Source organism: Pseudomonas sp. E1MeOHC2 (genome assembly GCF_058745025.1).
This window is the reverse complement of sequence record NZ_CP196675.1, coordinates 3,627,480-3,651,212: the sequence shown is the minus strand read 5'-3', so window position 1 is coordinate 3,651,212 and position 23,733 is coordinate 3,627,480. Positions and strand designations below refer to the sequence as shown.

Here is a 23,733-nt window from a genome sequence, read left to right as displayed (position 1 = left end):
ACCCGAGAAATGAGCTTTACGCGGTTTCTACCGTCGGAAAACTTTTCACCAGGTCGTCCAATTGCTTGAGCTGAGCCAGGAACGGCTCCAGCTTGTCCAGGCGCAGGGCGCATGGACCATCGCACTTGGCGTTGTCCGGATCGGGGTGGGCCTCGAGGAACAGACCGGCCAGGCCCTGGCTCATGCCGGCCTTGGCCAGGTCGGTAACCTGGGCGCGGCGGCCACCGGCAGAGTCCGAGCGACCGCCCGGCATCTGCAGGGCGTGGGTCACATCGAAGAATACCGGGTACTCGAACTGCTTCATGATGCCGAAGCCGAGCATGTCCACTACCAGGTTGTTGTAGCCGAAGCTCGAACCACGCTCGCAGAGGATCAACTGATCGTTACCGGCCTCTTCGCACTTGGCCAGGATGTGTTTCATTTCCTGGGGCGCGAGGAACTGGGCCTTCTTGATGTTGATCACCGCGCCGGTCTTGGCCATGGCCACCACCAGGTCGGTCTGGCGCGACAGGAAGGCCGGCAACTGGATGATGTCGCAGACCTTGGCCACCGGCTCGGCCTGGTAGGGCTCGTGCACATCGGTGATCACCGGCACGTTGAAGGTACGCTTGATCTCTTCGAAGATCTTCAGCCCCTCTTCCATGCCTGGGCCACGGTAGGACGACACCGACGAACGGTTAGCCTTGTCGAAGCTGGCCTTGAACACGTACGGGATGCCGAGCTTCTCGGTCACCCGCACGTACTCTTCGCAGACCTTCATTGCCAGGTCACGGGACTCCAGAACGTTCATGCCGCCGAACAGGACGAACGGCTTGTCGTTGGCGATCTCGATGTTACCGACGCGAATGATCTTCTGGGTCATTGATCAGGCCTTGTTCTTCTGAGCCAGGGCTGCCTTGACGAAACCACTGAACAGCGGGTGGCCGTCACGCGGGGTCGAGGTGAACTCCGGGTGGAACTGGCAGGCGACGAACCATGGGTGGTCCTTGGACTCGACCACTTCTACCAGCGCGCCGTCTTCGGAACGACCGGAGACCACCAGGCCTGCGTCGAGCATCTGTGGCAGCAGGTTGTTGTTCACTTCGTAACGGTGGCGGTGACGCTCGGTGATCACGTCCTTGCCGTAGCAGTCGTGAACCTTGGAACCCGAGACGATCTGGCAGTCCTGTGCGCCCAGGCGCATGGTACCGCCCAGGTCGGAAGCTTCGGTACGGGTCTCGACGGCACCGGTGGCATCCGCCCACTCGGTGATCAGGCCAACGACCGGGTGGCCGCTGCTGCGGTCGAACTCGGTGGAGTTGGCGTCTTTCCAGCCCATCACGTTACGGGCGAATTCGATCACGGCAACCTGCATGCCCAGGCAGATACCCAGGTATGGCACCTTGTTCTCACGGGCGTACTGCACCGCGGTGATCTTGCCTTCGACGCCGCGCAGGCCGAAACCGCCCGGTACCAGAATGGCATCGGCGCCTTCGAGCAGGCTGGTGCCCTGGTTCTCGATGTCTTCGGAATCGATGTAGCGCAGGTTGACCTTGGTGCGGTTGGTGATGCCGGCGTGGCTCATCGCTTCGATCAGCGACTTGTACGCATCCAGCAGCTCCATGTACTTGCCGACCATGGCGATGGTCACTTCGTGCTCTGGGTTGAGCTTAGCGTCGACGACCTTGTCCCACTCGGACAGGTCGGCGCTATCGCACTGCAAACCGAAGCGCTCGGTGACGAAATCATCCAGGCCCTGAGCATGCAGGATGCCTGGGATCTTGTAGATGGTATCGGCGTCTTCCAGCGCAATCACCGCACGCTCTTCAACGTTGGTGAACTGGGCGATCTTGCGGCGCGACGAGCTGTCGATCGGGTGATCGGAGCGGCATACCAGCACGTCAGGCTGCAGGCCGATGGAGCGCAGCTCCTTGACCGAGTGCTGGGTTGGCTTGGTCTTGGTCTCGCCCGCGGTGGCGATGTATGGGACCAGGGTCAGGTGCATCAGCATCGCGCGCTTGGCGCCAACTTCGAAACGCAACTGGCGGATGGCCTCGAGGAACGGCTGCGACTCGATGTCGCCGACGGTGCCGCCGATTTCAACCAGGGCCACGTCGGCATCGCCGGCGCCCTTGATGATGCGACGCTTGATCTCGTCGGTGATGTGCGGGATGACCTGGATGGTCGCGCCCAGGTAGTCACCACGGCGCTCCTTGCGCAGCACGTGCTCGTAGATACGGCCGGTGGTGAAGTTGTTGTTCTGGGTCATGGTCGTGCGGATGAACCGCTCGTAGTGGCCCAGGTCAAGGTCAGTCTCGGCGCCGTCATGGGTGACGAAGACTTCACCGTGCTGGAACGGACTCATGGTGCCAGGATCGACGTTGATGTACGGATCCAGCTTGAGCATGGTGACCTTGAGTCCCCGCGCTTCCAGGATGGCCGCCAGGGAAGCCGAGGCAATGCCTTTCCCCAATGAAGAAACAACACCGCCCGTGACGAATATGTAGCGCGTCATGAAAAACCCTAGAAGTCTGCGTTAAGGCGGCCAGCGCCGCCGGAGAAAGCGAAGGAAGGCCGAAGCCCCCGATCACCTGCGTCAATCACAGTGCATCTCGAAAAACTGCCGCGTCTGTACAAACCAGGGGTATCCCCGGCATGGAGCTCGCTCGTCATTTCCAGAATCAGCCCAGCAAAAAACTGCGTGGTAATCGGCAACTGCCGTGTTTCCGAGGAACGCACAGAAGTTGTATCAAGAAGGGAGGGTAGTCTACCGGAATGTACCCTTCAGCTCAAACCTTGCGCGTTCGTCGGAGGCTGCCAGTGCAGTTGGCAATTTGCCTGCCCGAGCTCGGGCAGACTGGCCACTGCCAGCAAACGCTCGCCTTGGTACAGCAATGGCAGGCGTGAACGCACGAAATGCGGCACCTGCAGCTCGTTGAGCAGGCGCTTGAGGTCGCGTCGGCCGCGCCCTGCAAACTCAAGCACTTCACCACCCTGGCGATAGCGAATAGTCAGGCCCGCCAGGGGCTTGGGCGCAGTCAACCGAACGCTGCCGTTGCCCGGTAACGCCAGCTCGCAGGCCGAGTCTGCCCAGGCGAACTCACCTTGCGGCGTCTGCAGCCAGTCACCGCTCAGCCACCAGATACGGCCGTTGCTGCGCACCAACCGGCCGTCGGCCAGACGCCAGCTCGGCTGCGCGTCGGCTGCGGCATCGCGCAGGTCGGCCCAGCCAGCCCAGTGGCGCGTATCCGGCAGCCGAGTGCGGCGGCTGAGCCAGTATTGCAGGGCATTGCGCTGACGAGCGGGTGACAACGCCGCGAGCACCGCAAGCGCTAAGGAATCGAGCCCCACCCAAGCCGCAGCAGCGCCCTCCTCGGCCAGGGCCAGATCGGCCTGAGCCACCTCATCCAGCAAACCCTGTGCTTCGCCCAGGTGCTCTGCGCAACGGGCCAGGTTCTGGCTGGCCTGCGGCCAGCGCTGCTGCAACACAGGGAACACTTCGCCGCGCAAATAGTTACGGGCAAAGGCGGTGTCGCGGTTGGAGGGGTCTTCGATCCAGGTCAGGCCCTGGGCTTGGGCGTAAGCTTGCAACTGTTGCTGCGCAGTGGCCAGCAACGGCCTGGCCAGGCAGCCCTGCCCCAGCGGACGCTGTACCGGCATCGCGGCCAAGCCACGCAACCCGGCGCCGCGCAGCAGGCGGAAGAGCAAGGTTTCGGCCTGGTCTTCGCGGTGTTGGCCAGTGAAGAGTACTTCACCGGGGCCGAGCACCTCCTTGAATGCCGTGTAACGGGCATCGCGGGCAGCTTGTTCGAGGCTGGCGCCGGGCGCGACCTGGACGTGGATCACACGCAGTTCGATGCCTAGGTTGGCGCAGATGTGCCGGCAATGGGATGGCCAGGCGTCAGCGGCGGGCTGCAGGCCGTGATGGATATGGATGGCGCGCAGCGGGGGTGCGGGGTGGGTACGGGCGTAATCGGCCAGCAGGTGCAGCAGGACGGTAGAGTCCAGGCCGCCAGAGAAGGCGATGTGCCAGGCAGGGGCTTGGAGCCAGGGGGTGAGGTTGATCAAGGGCGCCTCACATGATTCGGAATCGCCGGGGCACTGTGGGAGCGGGCTTGCCCCGCGAACAAGGGCGAAGCCCTTGCCATACGACTCCGTTGCCAGAGCCGGCCTCTTCGCGGGGCGAGCCCGCTCCCACAGGGGCCGCAAAGCGGCCCCGGTGTGTATCAGAGGCCGTAGCTCATCAGGCGCTCGTAACGACGGGCCAACAGCGCGTCATTGTCGAGCTTGCCCAGCATGTCCAGCTGCTGCACCAAGTCGGCACGGATGCTTTCAGCCATGGCGGCCGGGTCGCGGTGGGCGCCGCCCAGCGGCTCCGGGATGACCTTGTCGACGATGTTCAGGCTCTTCAGGCGCTCGGCCGTGATGCCCATGGCCTCGGCAGCATCGGCAGCCTTGTCGGCGGTCTTCCACAGGATCGAGGCGCAACCTTCCGGCGAGATTACCGAGTAGGTGGAGTACTGCAGCATGTTCAGCTGATCGCACACACCAATGGCCAGCGCACCGCCAGAACCACCCTCACCGATCACGGTGGCGATGATTGGCGTTTTCAGGCGCGCCATTACGCGCAGGTTCCAGGCGATAGCCTCACTCTGGTTGCGCTCTTCGGCATCGATACCTGGGTAAGCACCCGGGGTGTCGATGAAGGTCAGGATCGGCATCTTGAAGCGTTCGGCCATTTCCATCAGGCGGCACGCCTTGCGGTAGCCCTCAGGGCGCGGCATGCCAAAGTTGCGGCGTACTTTCTCGCGCACTTCACGGCCCTTCTGGTGGCCGATGACCATGACCGCCTTACCATCCAGACGGGCGGTACCGCCCACGATCGCAGCGTCGTCGGAGAAGTGACGGTCACCGTGCAGCTCTTCGAATTCGGTGAAGATGTGCTGCAGGTAGTCCAGGGTGTAAGGACGACGCGGGTGACGGGCCAGGCGGGCGATCTGCCAGCTGGTCAGGTTGCCGAAGATGCTTTCGGTCAGGGTATTGCTCTTGTCTTGCAGACGGGCAATTTCATCGCTGATGTTCAGCGAGTTGTCGTTACCCACCAGGCGCAGGCCTTCGATCTTGGCTTGCAGGTCGGCAATCGGCTGTTCGAAATCGAGGAAATTCGGGTTCATAGGCATCCGTCTTGGGTCTACGGCCAGGCGGCCGGCCGGTTGATCCGTTTGGCGCCCTACCTTAAGGGATCGGGCGCATTCAGGTCGAGATTAAAATTCGTCGATTCAACGATATTGCAGGAAGACGTTCTCACGCCCGAACTGGTCACGCAGCGCCTGAATCAGGCCGTCGGCCGGGTCGATCGACCACTCATCGGCAAACTGCAGCATGGCCTTGGCGTCACTGCCGGTGTATTCCAGGGTGATCGGGCAGCCGCCGCGGTGACGGGTGATCAGCTCACCCAGCCAGTTCAGGCGGTCGCCCTTGAGCGCGTCATGGGCGACTTTCAGGCGCAGGCTTTCGGCCAGGCGCGTGCGTGCATCCTCCATGGTCATTACCTGCTTGACCCGCAGGCGCAGGCCACCAGAGAAGTCATCGTTACTGACCTCACCTTCGACCACCACCATGGCATCGTTCTGCAGCAGTGACTGAGCCGCCATGAAGGAGTCGGCAAACAGCGAAGCCTCGATACGCCCGGAGCGGTCATCGAGGGTGACGAAGCCCATCTTGTCACCCTTTTTGTTCTTCATGACCCGCAACGCAACGATCATGCCAGCGATCGTCTGAGACTCTCGGGACGGCTTCAGGTCGATGATGCGCTGACGGGCAAAACGGCGAATCTCGCTTTCGTATTCGTCGATCGGGTGACCGGTCAGGTACAGGCCCAGCGTGTCTTTCTCGCCTTTGAGCCGCTCTTTGAGGGTCAGCTCGCGGACCTTGCGGTGGTTGGCATAGACGTCCGAGTCTGCCTCGACGAACAAGCCGCCAAACAGATCGACATGGCCGCTGTCGGCGGTACGTGCGGTCTGCTCTGCCGACTTGATCGCCTCTTCCAGCGCCGCCAGCAAAGTCGCACGGTTGCGGTCGATGTTGGCTTGGTACGCCTTGATTTCGTCATGGAAATACGGGCCGAGGCGGTCCAGCGCACCACTGCGGATCAGTGCATCGAGGGTGCGCTTGTTGACGCGCTTGAGGTCGACGCGATCGCAGAAATCGAACAAGTCCTTGAACGGGCCGCCCTGGGCACGCACTTCGACGATGGCCTCCACCGGCCCCTCGCCCACGCCCTTGATCGCACCCAAGCCATAGACAATACGGCCATCGTCATTGACGGTGAACTTGAAGTCGGAGGTGTTCACATCGGGCGCGTCGAGGCGCAGCTTCATGCTGCGCACTTCCTCGATCAGCACCACCACCTTGTCGGTGTTGTGCATATCCGCCGACAGTACCGCGGCCATGAACGGCGCCGGGTAGTGGGTTTTCAGCCAGGCAGTCTGGTAGGACACCAGACCGTAGGCGGCAGAGTGAGATTTGTTGAAGCCGTAACCGGCAAATTTCTCTACCAGGTCAAAGATGTTGCCTGCAAGATCGCCATCGATGCCGTTATTGGCACACCCTTCGATGAAACCGCCACGCTGCTTGGCCATCTCTTCGGGTTTTTTCTTACCCATGGCGCGACGCAGCATGTCGGCACCACCCAGGGTATAGCCGGCCATGACCTGGGCAATCTGCATCACCTGCTCTTGATACAAGATGATGCCGTAGGTGGGCGCCAGTACCGGCTGCAGGCCGTCATACTGGTAGTCGGGGTGCGGATAGGCCAGCTCGGCGCGGCCGTGCTTGCGGTTGATGAAGTCGTCCACCATGCCCGACTGCAACGGGCCTGGGCGGAACAGCGCCACCAGTGCGATGAGGTCTTCCAGGCAGTCCGGCTTGAGCTTTTTGATCAGCTCCTTCATGCCGCGCGATTCGAGCTGGAACACCGCCGTGGTCTCGGCTTTTTGTAGCAACTCGTAGGTCTTGCGGTCATCCAGCGGAATGAAGTCGATGTTCAGGTCCGGCAGGTCCTGCTTGGCCTGCTCACGGTTGATCGTCTCCATCGCCCATTTGATGATGGTCAGCGTGCGCAGGCCGAGGAAGTCGAACTTGACCAGCCCGGCGGCCTCGACATCGTCCTTGTCGAACTGGGTTACCAGGCCGCCGCCCTCTTCGTCACAGGCGATCGGCGAGAAGTCAGTCAGTTTGGTCGGCGCGATTACCACGCCACCGGCGTGCTTGCCGGTACCCCGCGTGACACCCTCGAGCTTGAGGGCCATGTCCCAGATCTCGCGGCCATCTTCGTCGCCCTTGAGGAAGTCGCGCAGGATTTCTTCCTGCTCGTACGCCTTTTCCAGGGTCATGCCGACTTCGAAGGGAATCATCTTCGACAGACGGTCGGCCAGGCCGTAGGACTTGCCCTGCACCCGCGCCACGTCACGCACCACCGCCTTGGCAGCCATGGTGCCGAAGGTGATGATCTGGCTGACCGCGTTACGCCCGTAGGCATCGGCCACGTATTCGATGACCCGGTCACGGCCATCCATGCAGAAGTCGACGTCGAAGTCGGGCATGGATACACGTTCAGGGTTGAGGAAGCGCTCGAACAGCAGGTCGTAGGCCAGCGGATCGAGGTCGGTGATCTTCAGCACGTAGGCCACCAGGGAACCAGCACCCGAGCCTCGGCCTGGGCCTACCGGCACACCGTTGTTCTTGGCCCACTTGATGAAGTCCATAACGATCAGGAAGTAGCCGGGGAAGCCCATCTGGATGATGATGTCCAGCTCGAACTTCAGGCGGTCCAGGTAGGTCTGGCGCTTCTCTTCATAGTCCGGGGTGGTCTCCTTGGGCCAGAGCACCGCCAGGCGCTCTTCCAGGCCTTCATGGGAGACATGGCGCAGGTAATCGTCGATGCCCATGCCATTGGGCGTCGGAAAGTCAGGCAGGAAGTGCTTGCCCAGTTGCACTTGAATGTTGCAGCGCTTGGCAATCTCGACGGTGTTGGCGATGGCGTCGGGCACGTCGCTGAACAGCTCGGCCATTTCGTCCGAGCTCTTGAGGTATTGCTGGTCGCTGTAGTTACGCGGGCGACGCGGGTCATCCAGGGTCCAGCCTTCGCCGATGCAGACACGGGTTTCGTGGGCGTCGTAGTCGGACTGCTTGATGAAGCGCACATCGTTGGTCGCCACCAGCGGCGCGCCGACCTTGTCGGCCAGGGCCACGGCGGCGTGCACGTATTCTTCGTCGCGGGCACGGTTGGTGCGCTGCACTTCTACGTAAAAGCGCTCGGGGAACATGCCCAGCCAGTCGCGCAGCAGGGCTTCGGCCTCCTCCATCCTGCCGCCCAGCAGCGCCGCGCCGATGTCGCCTTCCTTGCCTGCGGACAACGCGATTAGGCCTTCGCTGGCAGGGGCGATCCATTCACGCTGCAGAATCACCAGGCCGTTACGCTGGCCTTCGACCCAGCCACGCGAAATCAGCTCGGTGAGGTTGCGATACCCCTTGGGGTTCATCGCCAGGAAGCAGATGCGCGACAACGGTGCTTCCGGGTCGGCCCCGGCCAGCCACAAGTCGGCACCACAGATCGGCTTGATGCCGGCACCCATGGCGGTCTTGTAGAACTTCACCAGCGAGCACATGTTGCTCTGGTCGGTGATCGCCACCGCCGGCATGTTCATCCCCGCCAACGCCTTGGCCAGCGGCTTGATCCGCACCAGACCGTCGACCAGCGAGAATTCGGAGTGCACGCGAAGGTGAACGAAGGGAACCGACATGGATGATCCTGTAGCAGAACGACAAGGGCGGGATTGTAGCGTAAAAGCGAGGGGATTTTGGGGCTGCTGTGCAGCCCATTCGCGGGGCAAGCCCACTCCCACAGGTTCTGTGCCCAGCTTGAATACTGTGTCAGACCTGTGGGAGCGGGCTTGCCCCGCGAATGGGCCGCACAGCGGCCCAATTAGGCTAAATCAAGGAGTCAACAACGCCCTCACGGGCCTCCCAAGCCGCCCGCACAGGCGCAAAGGAGCGCCGATGAATGGGCGTAGGCCCAAGCCGTGCCAGGGCTTCAAGGTGCACCGGCGTCGGGTAGCCCTTGTGCCCACCCATGCCGTAGCCTGGATAGATCAGCTCGAACGCGCTCATCTCCCGATCACGCGTCACCTTGGCCAGGATCGATGCCGCCGCAATGGCCGGTACCTGGCTATCACCCTTGATCACCGGCGCCGCAGGTACCGCCAGCTTGGGGCAACGGTTGCCATCGATCAGGGCAAGCTTGGGCGTGACATGCAAACCCTCAACCGCACGCTGCATGGCCAGCATGGTGGCCTGAAGAATGTTCAGGCGGTCGATTTCCTCGACCTCGGCGCGGGCAATGCAAAAGCTCAGCGCCTTCTCGCAGATTTCGTCGAACAGCGCTTCGCGCTTGGCTTCGGTGAGTTTCTTCGAATCGTTGAGGCCCAGGATCGGCCGTGCCGGGTCGAGGATCACCGCAGCAGTGACCACCGCGCCGCACAGCGGGCCACGGCCGACTTCATCGACACCGGCGACCAGGTCTTCGACCAGGTTGAAATCCAGTCCTATTTGCATGTCAGCGGTCCTTGAGCAAGGCCAGTACCGCCTCGGCGGCCTGGTTGGAAGCATCCCGGCGCAGGGTGCGGTGAATCTCGTCGAAACGTTCGGTCTGCTGGCTGCCATCGGCCACCAAGGGGGCCAAGGTCTGCGCCAAGGCTTCGCTGGTGGCGTCATCCTGCAGCAGCTCGGGCACCAGCTCGCGCTGGGCCAGCAGGTTGGGCAGCGACACGTAAGGGCTTTTCACCAGACGCTTGAGAATCCAGTAGGTCAACGGGGCCAGGCGGTAGGCCACCACCATGGGCCGCTTGTACAGCAGTGCTTCCAAGGTGGCGGTACCCGAAGCAATCAGTACTGCATCGCAGGCCGCCAGGGCCTGGTGCGACTGGCCATCGAGCAGCGTCAGCGGCAGCTCGCGCCCTTCGAGCATCTGCTCGAGCTGGGCGCGTCGCGTGGCATTGGCACAAGGCAGCACGAAGCGCACACCGGGCACCCGCTCGCGCAAACGCTCGGCGGCATCGAGGAACAGCGCCCCCAGGCGCCCAACCTCACCGCCACGGCTTCCTGGCATCAGCGCCACCACCGGGCCTTGACCCAGGCCAAGCGCACTGCGCGCCGCTTGTCGATCCGCCTCAAGGGGGATGGTGTCCGCCAGCGGATGGCCGACGAACCGCACCGGTACGCCCTGCTCTTCGTAGAACCGCGCCTCGAAAGGCAGCAGCGTCAGCATCAGGTCGCAACCTTCGCGGATCTTCAGCACGCGCTTCTGCCGCCAGGCCCACACGGATGGGCTGACGTAGTGCACGGTCTTGATGCCGGCCTGACGCAGCTTCAATTCGATATTGAGGGTGAAATCAGGGGCATCGATGCCGATGAACACGTCGGGTTTTTCGGCGATCAGGGTCTGGATCAGCAGCTTGCGGCGCTTGAGCAGCTCACGCAGGCGCCCCAGCACCTCGACCAGGCCCATGACGGCCAGACGTTCCATGGGGAAATAGGATTGCAGGCCTTCGGCTTCCATCAAGGGGCCGCCAACGCCGATGAAACGTACGTCGGGATGGCGCGCCTTGAGGGCGCGCATCAAGCCGGAACCGAGAATATCGCCGCTGGCCTCACCCGCGACCAGGGCTACGCAAAGCTGGGCCATGTCAGCGCGTGATGCCGCGTGCGGAATTCAGGATCGACTGACGGAACAAATCGACCTCAGGGTGTTGGGCTGCCAGTTCGTCCAACGCCTTGATCGCGTCTTCGACGGTCAGGCCCTGACGGTAGACGATCTTGTAGCAACGACGCAGGATATGAATGACCTCGTCGCTGAACCCTCGGCGGCGCATGCCTTCGAAGTTCATGCTACGGGCTTCGGCCGGGCTGCCAAACACCGTGACGAAGGCAGGCACATCCTTGCCGATCGCCGTACCCATGCCAGAAAACGCATGAGCACCGATGTGGCAGTACTGGTGCACCAGGGTGTACCCGGACAGAATCGCCCAGTCGCCCACGTGAACATGCCCGGCCAGCGCGGTGTTGTTCACCAGAATGCAATGATTGCCGATGACACTGTCGTGACCGATGTGCGCGTAGGCCATGATCAGGTTGTGATCGCCGAGGGTGGTTTCGGCACGGTCCTGAACGGTCCCGCGGTGAATGGTCACGCCTTCGCGGATCACGTTGTGATCGCCGATCACCAGACGGGTCGGTTCCCCCTTGTACTTGAGGTCAGGGGTATCTTCGCCAATCGAGGAAAACTGGTAGATGCGGTTGTGCTTGCCGATACGGGTCGGCCCTTTGAGCACCACATGCGGGCCAATGATGGTGCCCTCCCCGACTTCGACGTCGGGGCCAACGATCGACCACGGGCCGACCTCGACGCCCTCGGCCAGCTTGGCCGAGGGGTCGATGATGGCCCGAGGATCAATCGAATTCATAGGGAGCGTTCCGCGCAAGTGATCTGTGCCGAGCAGACCGGTTTGCCGTCGACCAGGGCGCGGCATTCGAATTTCCAGATCATGCTCTTGCGGCTGAGGAACTTAGCTTCCAGCACAAGCTGGTCACCCGGCAATACCGGCTGACGGAAACGCAGTTTGTCGGAACCGACAAAGTAGTACAGGGTGCCATCAGCCGGCTTGGCATCGAGCATCTTGAAACCGAGGATACCGGCCGCCTGGGCCATGGCCTCGATGATCAGAACGCCCGGCATGATCGGGTGGGCCGGGAAATGGCCATTGAAGAACGGCTCGTTGATGCTGACATTCTTGTAGGCACGAATGCTCTGGGCCTCGAAGTCCAGATCCGTCACGCGATCCACCAGCAGGAACGGGTAACGGTGAGGCAGGTATTCGCGAATCTCGTTGATGTCCATCATTTCGGGGGGAAGCCTGTAATAAGAATAGGGAGCGCAGGTGCTGACCACGCGCTCCTTTTGCAGTCCAAAGAGAGCCAGCTAGCGTCTGTTCACTCTTGCTCAGGGAATGGTATCAGCCTTCTGATGCCGGCTGGCCGCCTGAGGTCACGGTATCGATGCGCTTTTCCACCTGCTGGAGACGCTTGGCGATGTCGTCCAGGTGGCGGATACGCGCGGCGCTCTTGCGCCAATCAGCCAACGGCTGCATGGCTGTGCCGGAAGAATAGGCACCCGGTTCGGTGATCGATCGGGTCACCATGGTCATCCCGGACACGAAAACGTTATCACAGACATCAATATGACCGACCATGCCGACACCGCCCGCGATGGTGCAATGCTTGCCAATGCGCGTGCTGCCGGAAATACCGACACAGGCAGCCATGGCGGTGTGCTCACCGATCTGGACGTTATGGGCGATCTGGATCTGGTTGTCGAGTTTGACCCCGTCGGCAATACGCGTGTCCGACAGCGCACCACGGTCCACTGCCGTGTTGACGCCGATTTCCACATCATCGCCGATGGTCACACCGCCGATCTGGGCGATCTTGCGCCAAATGCCCTTCTCGTTGGCGAAGCCGAAGCCCTCGCCACCGATCACCGCACCCGACTGGATGACGACACGCTTGCCGATGGTCACGTCATGGTACAGGGTGACCCGTGGCGCCAGCCAGCCACCCTCACCGATGACGCAGCGGGCACCGACAACGCAGTGGGCACCGATGCTGACGTTGGCAGCAATCTGCGCACCACTTTCGATGACGACGAACGGGCCGATGCTCGCACTGGCATCCACTTGTGCATCTTCAGCCACTACGGCGCTGGGATGAATTCCCGCCACAGCCTTGGGCTTGGGATCGAACAGGTGGGAAATGCGTGCATAGGCCAAGTACGGATCAGCGACGATCAGTGCGTTGCCCGCAAAGCCTTCGGCATCCGCCGCCTTGAGCAGCACCGCTGCCGCCTGGCTGTTATCCAGGAATTTGCGGTACTGCGGGTTGGCGAGGAAGCTCAATTGACCGGGCCCGGCCTCCTGCAAGGTGGCCAGTCCGGTAATTTTCAGCGTCTCGGGCCCCTTGAGGGTGGCACCGAGGGCTTCGGCCAGCTGGCCAAGCGTCATGGTCAAGGTCATATCAACGGGCTTGGTTCATACGCTCGATAACTTGGCGGGTGATGTCGTACTGAGGTTTGACATCGATGACCGCGCCACGCTCGAGAACCAGGTCGAAACCGCCCTTCTTGATCACTTCCTCGACAGCGCCATCCAGCTTCGGCTTGAGCTGCTTGAGCATGTCGCGGTCAGCAACGGCCTTGGCTTCGTTGAGTTCCTTGGACTGGAACTGGAAGTCGCGGGCCTTTTGCTTGAATTCGAGCTCCAGGCGCTCACGCTCCTGCTGCTGCATCTTGTCGCCGCCCTTGATCAGGCGGTCCTGGATGCCCTTGGCGCTGCTTTCCAGGCTCTTGAGCTTGGTCAGTTGCGGGCCGAACTTCTTCTCGGCATCGACCGCGTACTTCTTGGCGGCATCCGATTCAAGCAGGGCCATCTGATAGTTCAGGACGGCAACCTTCATTTCGGCGAAAGCCGGGGTGGCGACCAGCGCCGCGGCCAAGATGGCCAGTTGAGTCAACTTACGCACGATGCACTCCTGGATAAACCGTTGTCGTTATGCAAGGGCCGACCTTAGAAGGTCTGGCCCAGAGAGAATTGGAACACCTGGGTATCGGCGTCGTCCGGCTTCTTGATCGGCATTGCCAGGCTGAAGCTCAGTGGGCCCAGCGCAGTGATCCAGGTCACACCCAGACCCACCGAGCTGGCCATGCCCGAGAAACCGACCTTCTCGCAATCGGGTTTGCTGCCACAATTGGTGTCAAACACGTTACCCACGTCCCAGAACACGGAAGTGCGCAGCGAACGCTGGTCCTTGACGAACGGCAGCGGGAACAGCAATTCGACACCACCTTGGACCAACACGTTGCCACCGAACGGCAGCGGATCCTGGTCCGGGTCGCGGATGGTACCCGGGTTAGTGCCCTGACTCGGCGTGCTGCGCGGGCCCAGGCTGCTGTCCTTGAAACCACGGACAGAGTTGAAGCCACCCGCGTAGTAGTTCTCGTAGAACGGCAGGCCGGAAGTGCCACCGAAACCATCACCATAGCCCAGTTCGGTGTGCAGGCGCAGGGTGTAGTCGTTATTGATTGGCTTGAACAGCTGGCCACGGTAGTCGAGCTTGTAGAACGACAAGTCGCTGCCTGGAATGGTCGACTCAAGGGTCAGGCTCTGGGAGTGACCACGGGTTGCCAGTACGCCTTTGTTCAAGGTCGATTCGGACCAGCCGATGGACGCCTTGAAGTTCAGGAAGTTGTCGCCCTCATCTTTCAGGAAGTTGAAGATCTCGTCGACGGTGTATTTACCGGTCTTGATCTTGTCCTGCTGAACGCTCAGGCCATAGGTCAGGCGCGAGGTTTCGCTGATCGGGTAACCAAGGCTGACACCGGCACCAAGGCTGTCGACCGCATAGCTGGCAACGTCGACATCGAGGTCGTCATAGTCGGTGCTACGGTAGAAGGCGTTGTAGCCCAGGCTGACGCCGTCGGCGGTGAAGTAGGGGTCCACGAAGCCGAAGTTGTATCGGGTCTGGTATTCGGAGCGGGTCAGGCCGATGGAGACCTTGTTACCGGTACCCAGGAAGTTGCTCTGGCTGATCGAGCCACCGAGGATCAGACCGGCGCTCTGGGCGAAACCGACGCTGGCGGTGATCGAACCGGAGGCTTGCTCCTCGACGCTGTAGTTGACGTCGACCTGGTCATCGGTGCCTGGCACCGGTGGGGTCTCGACGTTGACTTCCTTGAAGAAGCCCAGACGCTCCAGACGGGTCTTGGACTGGTCGATCAGGTAGGTCGAAGCCCAGCCGCCTTCCATCTGACGCATCTCGCGACGCAGCACTTCGTCTTCGGTCTTGGTGTTGCCGCGATAGTTGATGCGGTTGACGTAGGCACGCTTGCCCGGGTCGACCACGAACATGATATCGACGGTGTGATCCTGGTCGTTCGGCTGTGGCACGCCGTTGACGTTGGCGAAGGTATAGCCTTCGTTACCCAGACGACGGGTGATCAGCTCGGACGTGGTGGTCATCACCTTGCGCGAGAATACCTGGCCCGGCTGCACCAGCAGCAGCGACTTGACCTGGTCTTCCGGTACCTTGAGGTCGCCGGAGAGCTTCACGTCACGGACAGTGTACTTCTCGCCTTCGTTGATGTTGACGGTGATGTAGACGTGCTTCTTGTCCGGCGTGATGGATACCTGGGTGGAGGCGATATCCATGTTGATGTAGCCGCGGTCCAGGTAGTAGGAACGCAGACGCTCCAGGTCACCGGAGAGTTTTTCACGGGCGTACTTGTCGTCGTTCTTGAAGAACGACAGCCAGTTGGTGGTTTTCAGCTCGAACAGCTGCGACAGCTCTTCGTCGTCGAAGACGTTGTTGCCCACCACGTTGATGTGCTGGATGGCGGCGACGGTGCCTTCGTTGATCTTGATTTTCAGCGCGACGCGGTTGCGCGGCTGCGGCACGACTTCAGCGTCAACCTCGGCCGAGTAGCGGCCCTGGGCCACGTACTGGCGCTGCAGCTCGTTACGCACACCTTCGAGGGTGGCGCGCTGGAAAATTTCACCTTCGGCCAGGCCCGACTGCTTCAGGCCTTTCATCAGGTCTTCGGTGCTGATCGCCTTGTTGCCTTCGATCTCGATGCTCGACACCGACGGGCGCTCGACCACGTTGATGATCAGGACATTGCCATCGCGGTTGAGCTGGATGTCCTGGAAGAAGCCAGTCTTGAACAGGGAACGGGTCGAATCCACGAGGCGCCGATCGTCGGCCTGGTCACCCACGTTCAGGGGCAAGGCACCGAAGACGCTGCCAGCGGATACCCGCTGCAGGCCGTTGACACGAATATCGGAGATGGTGAAGGACTCGGCGTGAACTTCAGCGATCATCAGTGCGGAGAGGACCGCAGTTAGCAGCAGACGTTTCATGAAGTCCTTTTATTCCAACTGGCAATAAACAACCCGCCGCGAAAAGACGGCAGGTTCGCAATTGAGCGAAGCTTTTAAAGTCGACCCAGATCGTTGATCAGGGCGAGCAACATCACCCCTATGACCAAACTGATACCGATCTGGACCCCCCAACCTTGCACCCGATCCGAGAGCGGACGACCGCGCGCCCACTCGACCAGGTAAAACAGCAAATGCCCCCCATCCAGTACTGGAATGGGCAGCAGGTTAAGAACCCCCAGGCTAATGCTCAGGTAGGCCAGGAAATTCAGGAAATCCCCCACGCCGGACTGGGCTGAAGCGCCCGCCACTTTAGCAATGGTTATCGGTCCGCTCAAGTTTTTTACCGAGAGCTCTCCGAACAGCATTTTCTTCAGCGACTCGAGGGTCAGGACGCTCATGTTCCAGGTGCGCGACAAGGCCTCGCCCACCGCTTCCAGCGGGCCAAAGCTGACTTCGCGGAGCATGTTGGCAGGCCATTCGCCACCTTTTACCCCTGCACCCAGGTAACCGCCCGCAGCCTTGCCCTCACCCTTGCGGGCCAGGGTTACCGGCACATCCAGCGCAGCACCATCGCGCTCGACACGTACCACGACCTTGGTTTGCGGATGGGCACGCACGGTGTCGACCACCTGCTGCCAGTCGGTCACAGACACACCGTCAAGGGCCAGCAGCTTGTCGCCCGTCTTGAGGCCGGCAGCGGCGGCCGGCCCTTTCGAATCAATCTCGGCCAGTACCGGGGTGATCACCGGCCGCCATGGGCGCAAGCCCAGGGACTGGATAGGGTCCGGCTCATCGGCGTTTTTCAGCCAGCGGTCCAGCTTGATCTGCAACTGGTGCTCGGCGCTGGCGCCGTCGTCGCGCACGCCCACCTGCAGCGTGCCGCTCTCGCCCAGGCGGCGAACCAGTTGCAGGTTGACTGCTGACCAACCGCTGGTCGGTTTGCCATCGATGGAAACAATTTCCTGACCTGCGGTCAGGCCGGCCGAGGCTGCCAGACTGCCCGCTTCGACCCCACCGATGACCGGGCGGATCTGCTGGGTGCCGAGCATGGCCAGCAGCCAGAAGAACACGATGGCCAGCAAGAAGTTGGCAATCGGGCCGGCAGCGACGATGGCGATGCGCTGACGCACGGTCTTGCGGGTGAACGACTGATCAAGCAGCGCTGGCGGTACATCGCCTTCGCGCTCATCGAGCATCTTGACGTAGCCGCCCAGCGGGAGCGCTGCGATCACGAACTCGGTGCCATGGCGGTCATGCCAACGCAACAACGGCGTGCCGAAACCCACCGAAAAACGCAGCACCTTGACGCCGCAACGGCGGGCTACCCAGAAGTGGCCGAATTCGTGAAACGTGACCAGAACACCCAAGGCCACCAGGGTGCCGACAATCATGTAGAGCGCAGTCATATCTTTCTCCAGATGACGTTCAGCAGAACGACTTTTCGCACAAGCCCTGGCAGGCCTGCATCAACGGCCGTGACGCCTCAACCACTCACGGGACAGCTCCCGGGCACGCTGGTCGGCGGCAAATACCGCATCCAGCGACGCCAGTGGCACTACAGGCTCCTGATCGAGCACCTGTTCGATCATACCCGCGATCTCCGGGAAGCGGATACGCCGCTGGAGAAATGCCTCGACCGCCACTTCGTTGGCCGCGTTGAGCACGGCGGGCGCGCTGTTGCCAGCCTCGGCAGCCTCGCGCGCCAGGCGCAGACACGGGAAGCGCTGTTCGTCGGGTGCCTGGAAATCCAGGCGCGCGATGGCGAACAGGTCCAGCGGAGCAACCCCGGAATCAATGCGCTCCGGCCAGGCCAGGGCATTGGCGATAGGCGTACGCATGTCCGGGTTACCCAGCTGGGCAAGCACCGAACCGTCCACGTAGTCCACCAACGAATGGATCACGCTCTGCGGGTGCACCACCACCTCGACCTTGGCGGGCGAGGCATCGAACAACCAGCAGGCCTCGATCAACTCAAGGCCCTTGTTCATCATGCTTGCCGAATCCACGGAGATCTTGCGCCCCATGGACCAGTTGGGGTGCGCGCACGCCTGCTCCGGGGTGACATCGGCCAGCGCTGCGGACGGTGTTTCGCGAAACGGGCCACCCGATGCCGTCAGCAGGATGCGGCGCACCCCTACCTGGCTCAGGCCACGGGCATAGTCGCCGGGCAGGCACTGGAAGATCGCATTGTGCTCGCTGTCGATCGGCAGCAGCACCGCACCGCTGCGCCGCACAGCCTCCATGAACAGCGCGCCGGACATCACCAGCGCCTCTTTATTGGCCAGCAGCACCTTCTTGCCCGCCTCGACGGCAGCCAAGGTCGGGCGCAACCCTGCCGCACCAACGATAGCAGCCATCACCGCATCCACCTCGGGCGCTGCGGCAACCTGGCAAAGCCCCGCCTCACCTTCCAGCACCTGAGTGGCGCAAGCGGCTGCCGCCAGGCCTTCGCGCAAGCGCGCAGCCCCTTCGGCGTTTGGCACTACCGCGTACTCGGGGCGATGCTGGACGCACAGCGCCAGCAGCTCATCGATGCGCGAGTAACCGCTCAGGGCGAATACCGAATAACGCTCAGGGTGACGTGCAATCACATCCAGCGTGCTCAGGCCAATGGAGCCCGTGGCACCCAGCACGGTAATGCGCTGGACCGCACTCACATCACACCCCATTCGGCAGCCCACAACAGCACCGCAAAGAGCGGGATGGCTGCGGTCAGGCTGTCGATGCGGTCAAGCACACCACCATGGCCGGGCAGCAGGTTGCTGCTGTCCTTGATGCCGGAACGGCGCTTGAACATGCTTTCGGTCAGGTCACCGATCACCGAGGCCATCACCACCAACGCGGCGCCCAGCAGGCCCAGCAGAATCTGACCGAAGCCCCACTCGCGACTGATACCGACCGCCAGCGTGATGATCAGGCTGACAGCCAGGCCGCCGTAGACGCCCTCCCAACTCTTGCCCGGACTGACCTGCGGGGCCAGCTTGCGCTTGCCGAAGGCACGCCCGGAGAAGTAGGCACCGATGTCGGCAGCCCATACCAGCACCATGACCGACAGAATCAGCCAGTTGCCCAGCGGCCAGTGCTTGAGCAGCACCAGCCCCTGCCACGCTGGCAGCAATACCAGCAGGCCGATCAGCAAGCGGCAGGCCGCACTGGCCCACAGTTCACTGCTGCGCGGATAGGTCAGCACCAGCCAGGTGGCAAGCCCCCACCAGATCACCGATGCACCGAGCACCCAGGGTGCCAGGTCGGGCATCAGGTGCAGCAGCATCAGCGCTCCGGCGACGACCGCGGCGTAGGCAATGCGCAGTGGCTGGGTCATCAACCCAGCCAGGCGCGCCCACTCCCAGGCGCCGAGGGTGACCACGAAGCCGATGAACAGGGCGAAATCCCCACCGTTGAGCAGGAAAAAGCCACCCAGCGCGACCGGCAGCAGGATCAGCGCAGTAATGATGCGTTGTTTAAGCATTAAGCACGAGCTCCAGCCTCGACCTGCTCGCTGGTCTTACCGAAGCGGCGCTGGCGCGAAGCGAAATCGGCCAGGGCATTGCGCATGGCCTCGTGTTTGAAGTCCGGCCAGTACAGGTCGGAGAAATACAGCTCGGCGTAGGCCAGCTGCCACAGCAGGAAATTGCTGATGCGCCGCTCGCCACCGGTGCGGATGCACAGGTCCGGCAACGGCAACTCGCCGGTGGACAGGCACGTTTGCAGCAGCCCCGGCGTAATATCGTCCGGACGCAGATGGCCTGCCTGTACTTCCCGCGCCAGGCGCTGGGCAGCCTGGGCGATATCCCACTGGCCACCGTAGTTGGCCGCGATCTGCAGGATGAAGCGGTTATTGCCGGCGGTCAGCGCTTCGGCCTCACGCATGGCAGCCTGCAGCTCGGGATGGAAACGTGAACGATCGCCGATGATGCGCAAACTGATGTTGTTCTCGTTGAGGCGACGCGCCTCACGGCGCAGGGCCGAGAAGAACAGTTCCATCAGCGCACCGACCTCTTCGGCGGGGCGCTGCCAGTTCTCGCTGGAGAAGGCGAACAGGGTCAGTACCTCGACCCCGGATTCGGCGCAGACTTCGATAACCGCGCGAACGGCATCGACGCCAGCCTTGTGCCCGGCAACGCCGGGCAGCAGGCGCTTCTTCGCCCAGCGGTTGTTGCCATCCATGATGATCGCGACGTGTCGCGGCACCGAGGACGGCGCCGCTGGCTTGGTCTTTTCCATTAAAAAACCTCGGCCTTAGACGGCCAACAGGTCCTTTTCCTTGGCCTTGAACGCAGCGTCGATTTCGGCGACGAACTTGTCGGTCAGCTTCTGGATTTCGTCAGCGGCGCGACGTTCTTCGTCTTCGCTGATTTCCTTGTCCTTGGTCAGCTTCTTGAGGTCGGCGAGCGCGTCACGGCGCACGTTACGCACGGCAACCTTGGCATCTTCGGCAACGCCGCTGGCCTGCTTGGTGTAACCCTTGCGGGTTTCCTCGGTCAGGGCAGGCATCGGTACACGGATGGTGGTACCGGCGCTGGACGGGTTCAGGCCCAGATCAGAGGTCAGGATGGCCTTCTCGATGGCTGCGCTGAGGTTCTTGTCGTGCGCAACGATCTTCAGGGTACGCGCGTCCTCGACAGTAATCGCGGCTACCTGGTTCAGCGGCATGTCGCTACCCCAGGCAGAGACCTTGACGCTGTCCAGGATGCTCGGGTGGGCACGACCGGTGCGGATGGCAGCCAGGTGGCGACCCAGCGCCTCGATGGACTTACCCATGCGATCCTGGGCATCTTTCTTGATAGCGTTGATCATTTTTGAACTTCCTCGATCAGAGTTCCTTCCGCGCCGCCATGCACGATGTTCAGCAGGGCGCCGGGCTTGTTCATGTTGAAGACGCGCAGCGGCATCTTGTGGTCGCGGCACAGACAGATTGCCGTCAGGTCCATCACTCCCAGCTTGCGATCCAGCACTTCATCGTAGGTCAGATGATCGAACTTCTCGGCATGCGGGTCCTTGAATGGATCTGCAGTGTATACACCATCGACCTTGGTTGCCTTCAATACCACGTCGGCATCGATTTCGATGGCGCGCAGGCAAGCGGCGGAATCGGTGGTGAAGAACGGGTTGCCGGTACCGGCAGCGAAGATTACGACTTCTTTAGCATTCAGGTGGCGCATGGCTTTGCGGCGATCATAGTGATCGGTCACGCCAACCATGGAGATGGCCGACATGACAATGGCGGTAATGTTCGCCCGCTCCAGCGCATCGCGCATGGCCAGGGCATTCATTACGGTCGCCAGCATGCCCATGTGGTCACCGGTGACGCGGTCCATGCCGGCTGCACTGAGCGCCGCACCACGGAACAGGTTGCCACCGCCGATCACCAAACCGACCTGAACACCGATGCCGACCAGTTGGCCGACTTCCAGCGCCATGCGATCCAGGACCTTGGGGTCGATCCCGAACTCTTCCGAGCCCATCAGGGCCTCGCCGCTAAGTTTGAGTAGAATGCGTTTATAGCGAGCCTGATAACCACTGCCCTGCTGAGCCATTGCGAATCTCTCCTGCGGCGTTTGTAAAATTCTGGCGGGCTGCTTGAGCCTGCGTGTAACTCTAACGTGACGCAGCGACTGCGTCAGCGAGTAACGGCTTCGAAAACCGCTCCCGCTTTGACAAAGAGGCTGCGCGCGTGAGCGGGCAGCCTCTTTGGGGCGACAGACGTGTCTGTCTTACTGCTTGGCAGCAGCTACCTGAGCGGCAACTTCTTCAGCGAAGTTGTCGACTGGCTTCTCGATGCCTTCGCCGACCTTGAAGTAGGTGAAGGAAACGATTTCAGCACCGGCTTTCTTGGCCAGCTCGCCAACCTTGACTTCCGGGTTCATGACGAAGGCTTGCTCTTTCAGCGAGGCTTCGGCCTTGAACTTGGTGATACGGCCGTTGATCATGTTCTCAACGATGTTTTCCGGCTTGCCGGCGATCTTGTCGGCGTTCAGTTGCAGGAAGACATTCTTCTCGCGCTCGATGGCCTCGGCGGAGATTTCCGATGCATCCAGGAACTCCGGGTTCGAAGCTGCAACGTGCATGGCGATGTTCTTGGCCAGCTCGACGTCGCCGCCTTTCAGGACAACAACGGCACCGATCTTGTTGCCGTGCAGGTAAGCACCAACAACGTCACCTTCAACGCGCGCCAGGCGGCGGATGTTGACGTTTTCGCCGCACTTGGCGACCAGGGCTTCACGAGCAGTTTCGCGCGAAGCGATCAGCGGGGCTGCGTCGGTCAGCTTCTGAGCGAAGGCTTCTTCCAGGCTTTCGGCTACGAAGTTCTTGAAGTCGTCTTGCAGGGCCAGGAAGTCGGTCTGCGAGTTGACTTCCAGCAGGACGGCGGTTTTGCCGTCGGTCTTGACGGCGATAGCGCCTTCAGCAGCGACGTTGCCAGCCTTTTTGGCGGCCTTGATGGCGCCCGAGGCACGCATGTCGTCAATGGCTTTTTCGATGTCGCCGCCGGCCTTTTCCAGGGCCTTTTTGCAATCCATCATGCCTTCGCCGGTACGCTCGCGCAGTTCTTTGACCAGCGCTGCAGTAATTGCTGCCATTTCAAAATCCTCTTGGAAAGTTTTTCAACCATTCCACCCGCTCGTCACGGGCGTTCAATTCTGCAAATCCGCTGTTGTTATCTCAGCCAGCCCATAATGCGGGGCGGTAGCTGACAGCAGGATTTCAAGGTGGCAAAAAGGGGGCAAAGCCCCCTTTTCGCGTGCCAAGTAGACGCTAGCGCCTATTACTCAGCAGCAGGTGCAGCCGCTTCTTCAGCGTAGACTTCGGTGCCGCCAGCAACGTTGTTGCGGCCGCGGATGATGGCGTCGGCCATCGAAGTCATGTACAGCTCGATAGCGCGAATGGCGTCATCGTTACCTGGGATGATGTAGTCAACACCTTCCGGGCTGCTGTTGGTATCGACAACGCCGATAACCGGGATGCCCAGCTTGTTGGCTTCGGTGATAGCAATGCGCTCGTGGTCAACGTCGATCACGAACAGGGCATCAGGCAGGCCGCCCATGTCCTTGATACCACCCAGGCTGCGGTCCAGCTTTTCCAGATCGCGCGAACGCATCAGGGCTTCTTTCTTGGTCAGCTTGGCAAAGGTGCCATCTTCGGCCTGAGTTTCCAGGTCGCGCAGACGCTTGATCGAAGCACGGATGGTTTTGTAGTTGGTCAGCATGCCGCCCAACCAGCGGTGGTCAACGTATGGCGAACCGGCACGAGCAGCTTGCTCGGCAACGATCTTGCCGGCGGAACGCTTGGTGCCGACGAACATGATCTTGTTCTTGCCCTGGGCCAGACGCTCTACGAAGGCCAGAGCCTCGTTGAACATTGGCAGGGTTTTTTCCAGGTTGATGATGTGGATCTTGTTACGCGCGCCGAAAATGTACTTGCCCATTTTCGGGTTCCAGTAACGGGTCTGGTGGCCGAAGTGCACACCGGCCTTCAGCATATCGCGCATGTTGACTTGGGACATGATAGTTCCTTGATAAGTCGGGTTGGGCCTCCACGCATCCCAATGACCAACCCACAAATTTTGCAATTCGGGGCACCCAGGTCATCGTGTCGACACGTGTGTGGGTTTAGGCTTACGGGGTCGTCCCCGAAAGCGGCGCATTTTATACCACAGACCGCGAGCGAACGGAACCCGAATACTGTCGCGTCCGTCAGCGGCTTTTGCAGC

Annotated in this window: 20 protein-coding genes; all 20 read right to left on the bottom strand. The window is 61.5% G+C overall.

What is annotated here, in order from left to right:
• Window positions 1–16 precede the first annotated feature (16 nt).
• The gene (gene kdsA / locus ACSSU5_RS16490) at window positions 17–862 is read right to left on the bottom strand and encodes a 3-deoxy-8-phosphooctulonate synthase (RefSeq protein ID WP_264309973.1); all 846 of its coding nucleotides are present in this window, start codon (window positions 860–862) and stop codon (window positions 17–19) included.
• A 3-nt stretch (window positions 863–865) separates the two neighbouring features.
• Window positions 866–2,494: a CTP synthase gene (gene pyrG / locus ACSSU5_RS16485; RefSeq protein WP_264309974.1), complete on the bottom strand. Its 1,629-nt coding sequence runs from the start codon at window positions 2,492–2,494 to the stop codon at window positions 866–868.
• A gap of 269 nt (window positions 2,495–2,763) precedes the next feature.
• The gene (tilS, locus tag ACSSU5_RS16480; RefSeq protein ID WP_492559300.1) at window positions 2,764–4,047 is read right to left on the bottom strand and encodes a tRNA lysidine(34) synthetase TilS; all 1,284 of its coding nucleotides are present in this window, start codon (window positions 4,045–4,047) and stop codon (window positions 2,764–2,766) included.
• Between the two features lie 158 nt (window positions 4,048–4,205).
• Window positions 4,206–5,153: an acetyl-CoA carboxylase carboxyltransferase subunit alpha gene (locus ACSSU5_RS16475; protein WP_492559299.1), complete on the bottom strand. Its 948-nt coding sequence runs from the start codon at window positions 5,151–5,153 to the stop codon at window positions 4,206–4,208.
• Window positions 5,154–5,258: 105 nt separating this feature from the next.
• A complete protein-coding gene (gene dnaE / locus ACSSU5_RS16470; RefSeq protein ID WP_492559298.1) occupies window positions 5,259–8,783 on the bottom strand; it encodes a DNA polymerase III subunit alpha in 3,525 nt (1,174 codons plus the stop codon).
• Between the two features lie 187 nt (window positions 8,784–8,970).
• Window positions 8,971–9,594 carry a ribonuclease HII gene (gene rnhB / locus ACSSU5_RS16465; protein ID WP_264309978.1) on the bottom strand — a complete coding sequence of 208 codons (624 nt, stop codon included), beginning with the start codon at window positions 9,592–9,594 and terminating at the stop codon, window positions 8,971–8,973.
• Between the two features lies 1 nt (window position 9,595).
• Window positions 9,596–10,723: a lipid-A-disaccharide synthase gene (gene lpxB, locus ACSSU5_RS16460; protein ID WP_264309979.1), complete on the bottom strand. Its 1,128-nt coding sequence runs from the start codon at window positions 10,721–10,723 to the stop codon at window positions 9,596–9,598.
• Between the two features lies 1 nt (window position 10,724).
• Window positions 10,725–11,501 (bottom strand): acyl-ACP--UDP-N-acetylglucosamine O-acyltransferase, encoded by a 777-nt coding sequence (gene lpxA / locus ACSSU5_RS16455; RefSeq protein ID WP_264309980.1) that lies wholly within the window; start codon window positions 11,499–11,501, stop codon window positions 10,725–10,727.
• The gene (fabZ, locus tag ACSSU5_RS16450; RefSeq protein WP_008094893.1) at window positions 11,498–11,938 is read right to left on the bottom strand and encodes a 3-hydroxyacyl-ACP dehydratase FabZ; all 441 of its coding nucleotides are present in this window, start codon (window positions 11,936–11,938) and stop codon (window positions 11,498–11,500) included. The genes lpxA and fabZ overlap by 4 nt, the downstream gene beginning before the upstream one ends.
• Before the next feature lie 112 nt (window positions 11,939–12,050).
• Window positions 12,051–13,106 carry a UDP-3-O-(3-hydroxymyristoyl)glucosamine N-acyltransferase gene (gene lpxD, locus ACSSU5_RS16445; protein ID WP_264309981.1) on the bottom strand — a complete coding sequence of 352 codons (1,056 nt, stop codon included), beginning with the start codon at window positions 13,104–13,106 and terminating at the stop codon, window positions 12,051–12,053.
• A gap of 1 nt (window position 13,107) precedes the next feature.
• On the bottom strand, window positions 13,108–13,611 hold the full coding sequence (locus ACSSU5_RS16440; RefSeq protein ID WP_027595800.1) for an OmpH/Skp family outer membrane protein: 504 nt from the start codon (window positions 13,609–13,611) through the stop codon (window positions 13,108–13,110).
• A 44-nt stretch (window positions 13,612–13,655) separates the two neighbouring features.
• Complete coding sequence (gene bamA, locus ACSSU5_RS16435; protein ID WP_264309982.1) at window positions 13,656–16,004, bottom strand: outer membrane protein assembly factor BamA; 2,349 nt, start codon at window positions 16,002–16,004, stop codon at window positions 13,656–13,658.
• Window positions 16,005–16,078: 74 nt separating this feature from the next.
• On the bottom strand, window positions 16,079–17,431 hold the full coding sequence (rseP, locus tag ACSSU5_RS16430) for an RIP metalloprotease RseP (RefSeq protein ID WP_492559297.1): 1,353 nt from the start codon (window positions 17,429–17,431) through the stop codon (window positions 16,079–16,081).
• 60 nt (window positions 17,432–17,491) lie between these two features.
• On the bottom strand, window positions 17,492–18,682 hold the full coding sequence (gene ispC, locus ACSSU5_RS16425; protein WP_264309984.1) for a 1-deoxy-D-xylulose-5-phosphate reductoisomerase: 1,191 nt from the start codon (window positions 18,680–18,682) through the stop codon (window positions 17,492–17,494).
• Window positions 18,679–19,494, bottom strand: coding sequence for a phosphatidate cytidylyltransferase (locus ACSSU5_RS16420; protein WP_264309985.1), 816 nt, complete (start codon window positions 19,492–19,494; stop codon window positions 18,679–18,681). Before ACSSU5_RS16420 ends, ispC begins: the two co-directional genes overlap by 4 nt.
• Entirely contained in the window at window positions 19,494–20,249 is a 756-nt protein-coding gene (gene uppS, locus ACSSU5_RS16415) for a polyprenyl diphosphate synthase (RefSeq protein ID WP_027595795.1), read from the bottom strand. Before uppS ends, ACSSU5_RS16420 begins: the two co-directional genes overlap by 1 nt.
• Before the next feature lie 15 nt (window positions 20,250–20,264).
• Entirely contained in the window at window positions 20,265–20,822 is a 558-nt protein-coding gene (gene frr, locus ACSSU5_RS16410) for a ribosome recycling factor (protein WP_264309986.1), read from the bottom strand.
• Window positions 20,819–21,562, bottom strand: coding sequence for a UMP kinase (pyrH, locus tag ACSSU5_RS16405; protein WP_016392310.1), 744 nt, complete (start codon window positions 21,560–21,562; stop codon window positions 20,819–20,821). Before pyrH ends, frr begins: the two co-directional genes overlap by 4 nt.
• Window positions 21,563–21,739: 177 nt before the next feature.
• The gene (gene tsf / locus ACSSU5_RS16400; RefSeq protein ID WP_264309987.1) at window positions 21,740–22,603 is read right to left on the bottom strand and encodes a translation elongation factor Ts; all 864 of its coding nucleotides are present in this window, start codon (window positions 22,601–22,603) and stop codon (window positions 21,740–21,742) included.
• Window positions 22,604–22,788: 185 nt separating this feature from the next.
• Window positions 22,789–23,526 carry a 30S ribosomal protein S2 gene (rpsB, locus tag ACSSU5_RS16395; protein ID WP_027595792.1) on the bottom strand — a complete coding sequence of 246 codons (738 nt, stop codon included), beginning with the start codon at window positions 23,524–23,526 and terminating at the stop codon, window positions 22,789–22,791.
• Between the last annotated feature and the right edge of the window lie 207 nt (window positions 23,527–23,733).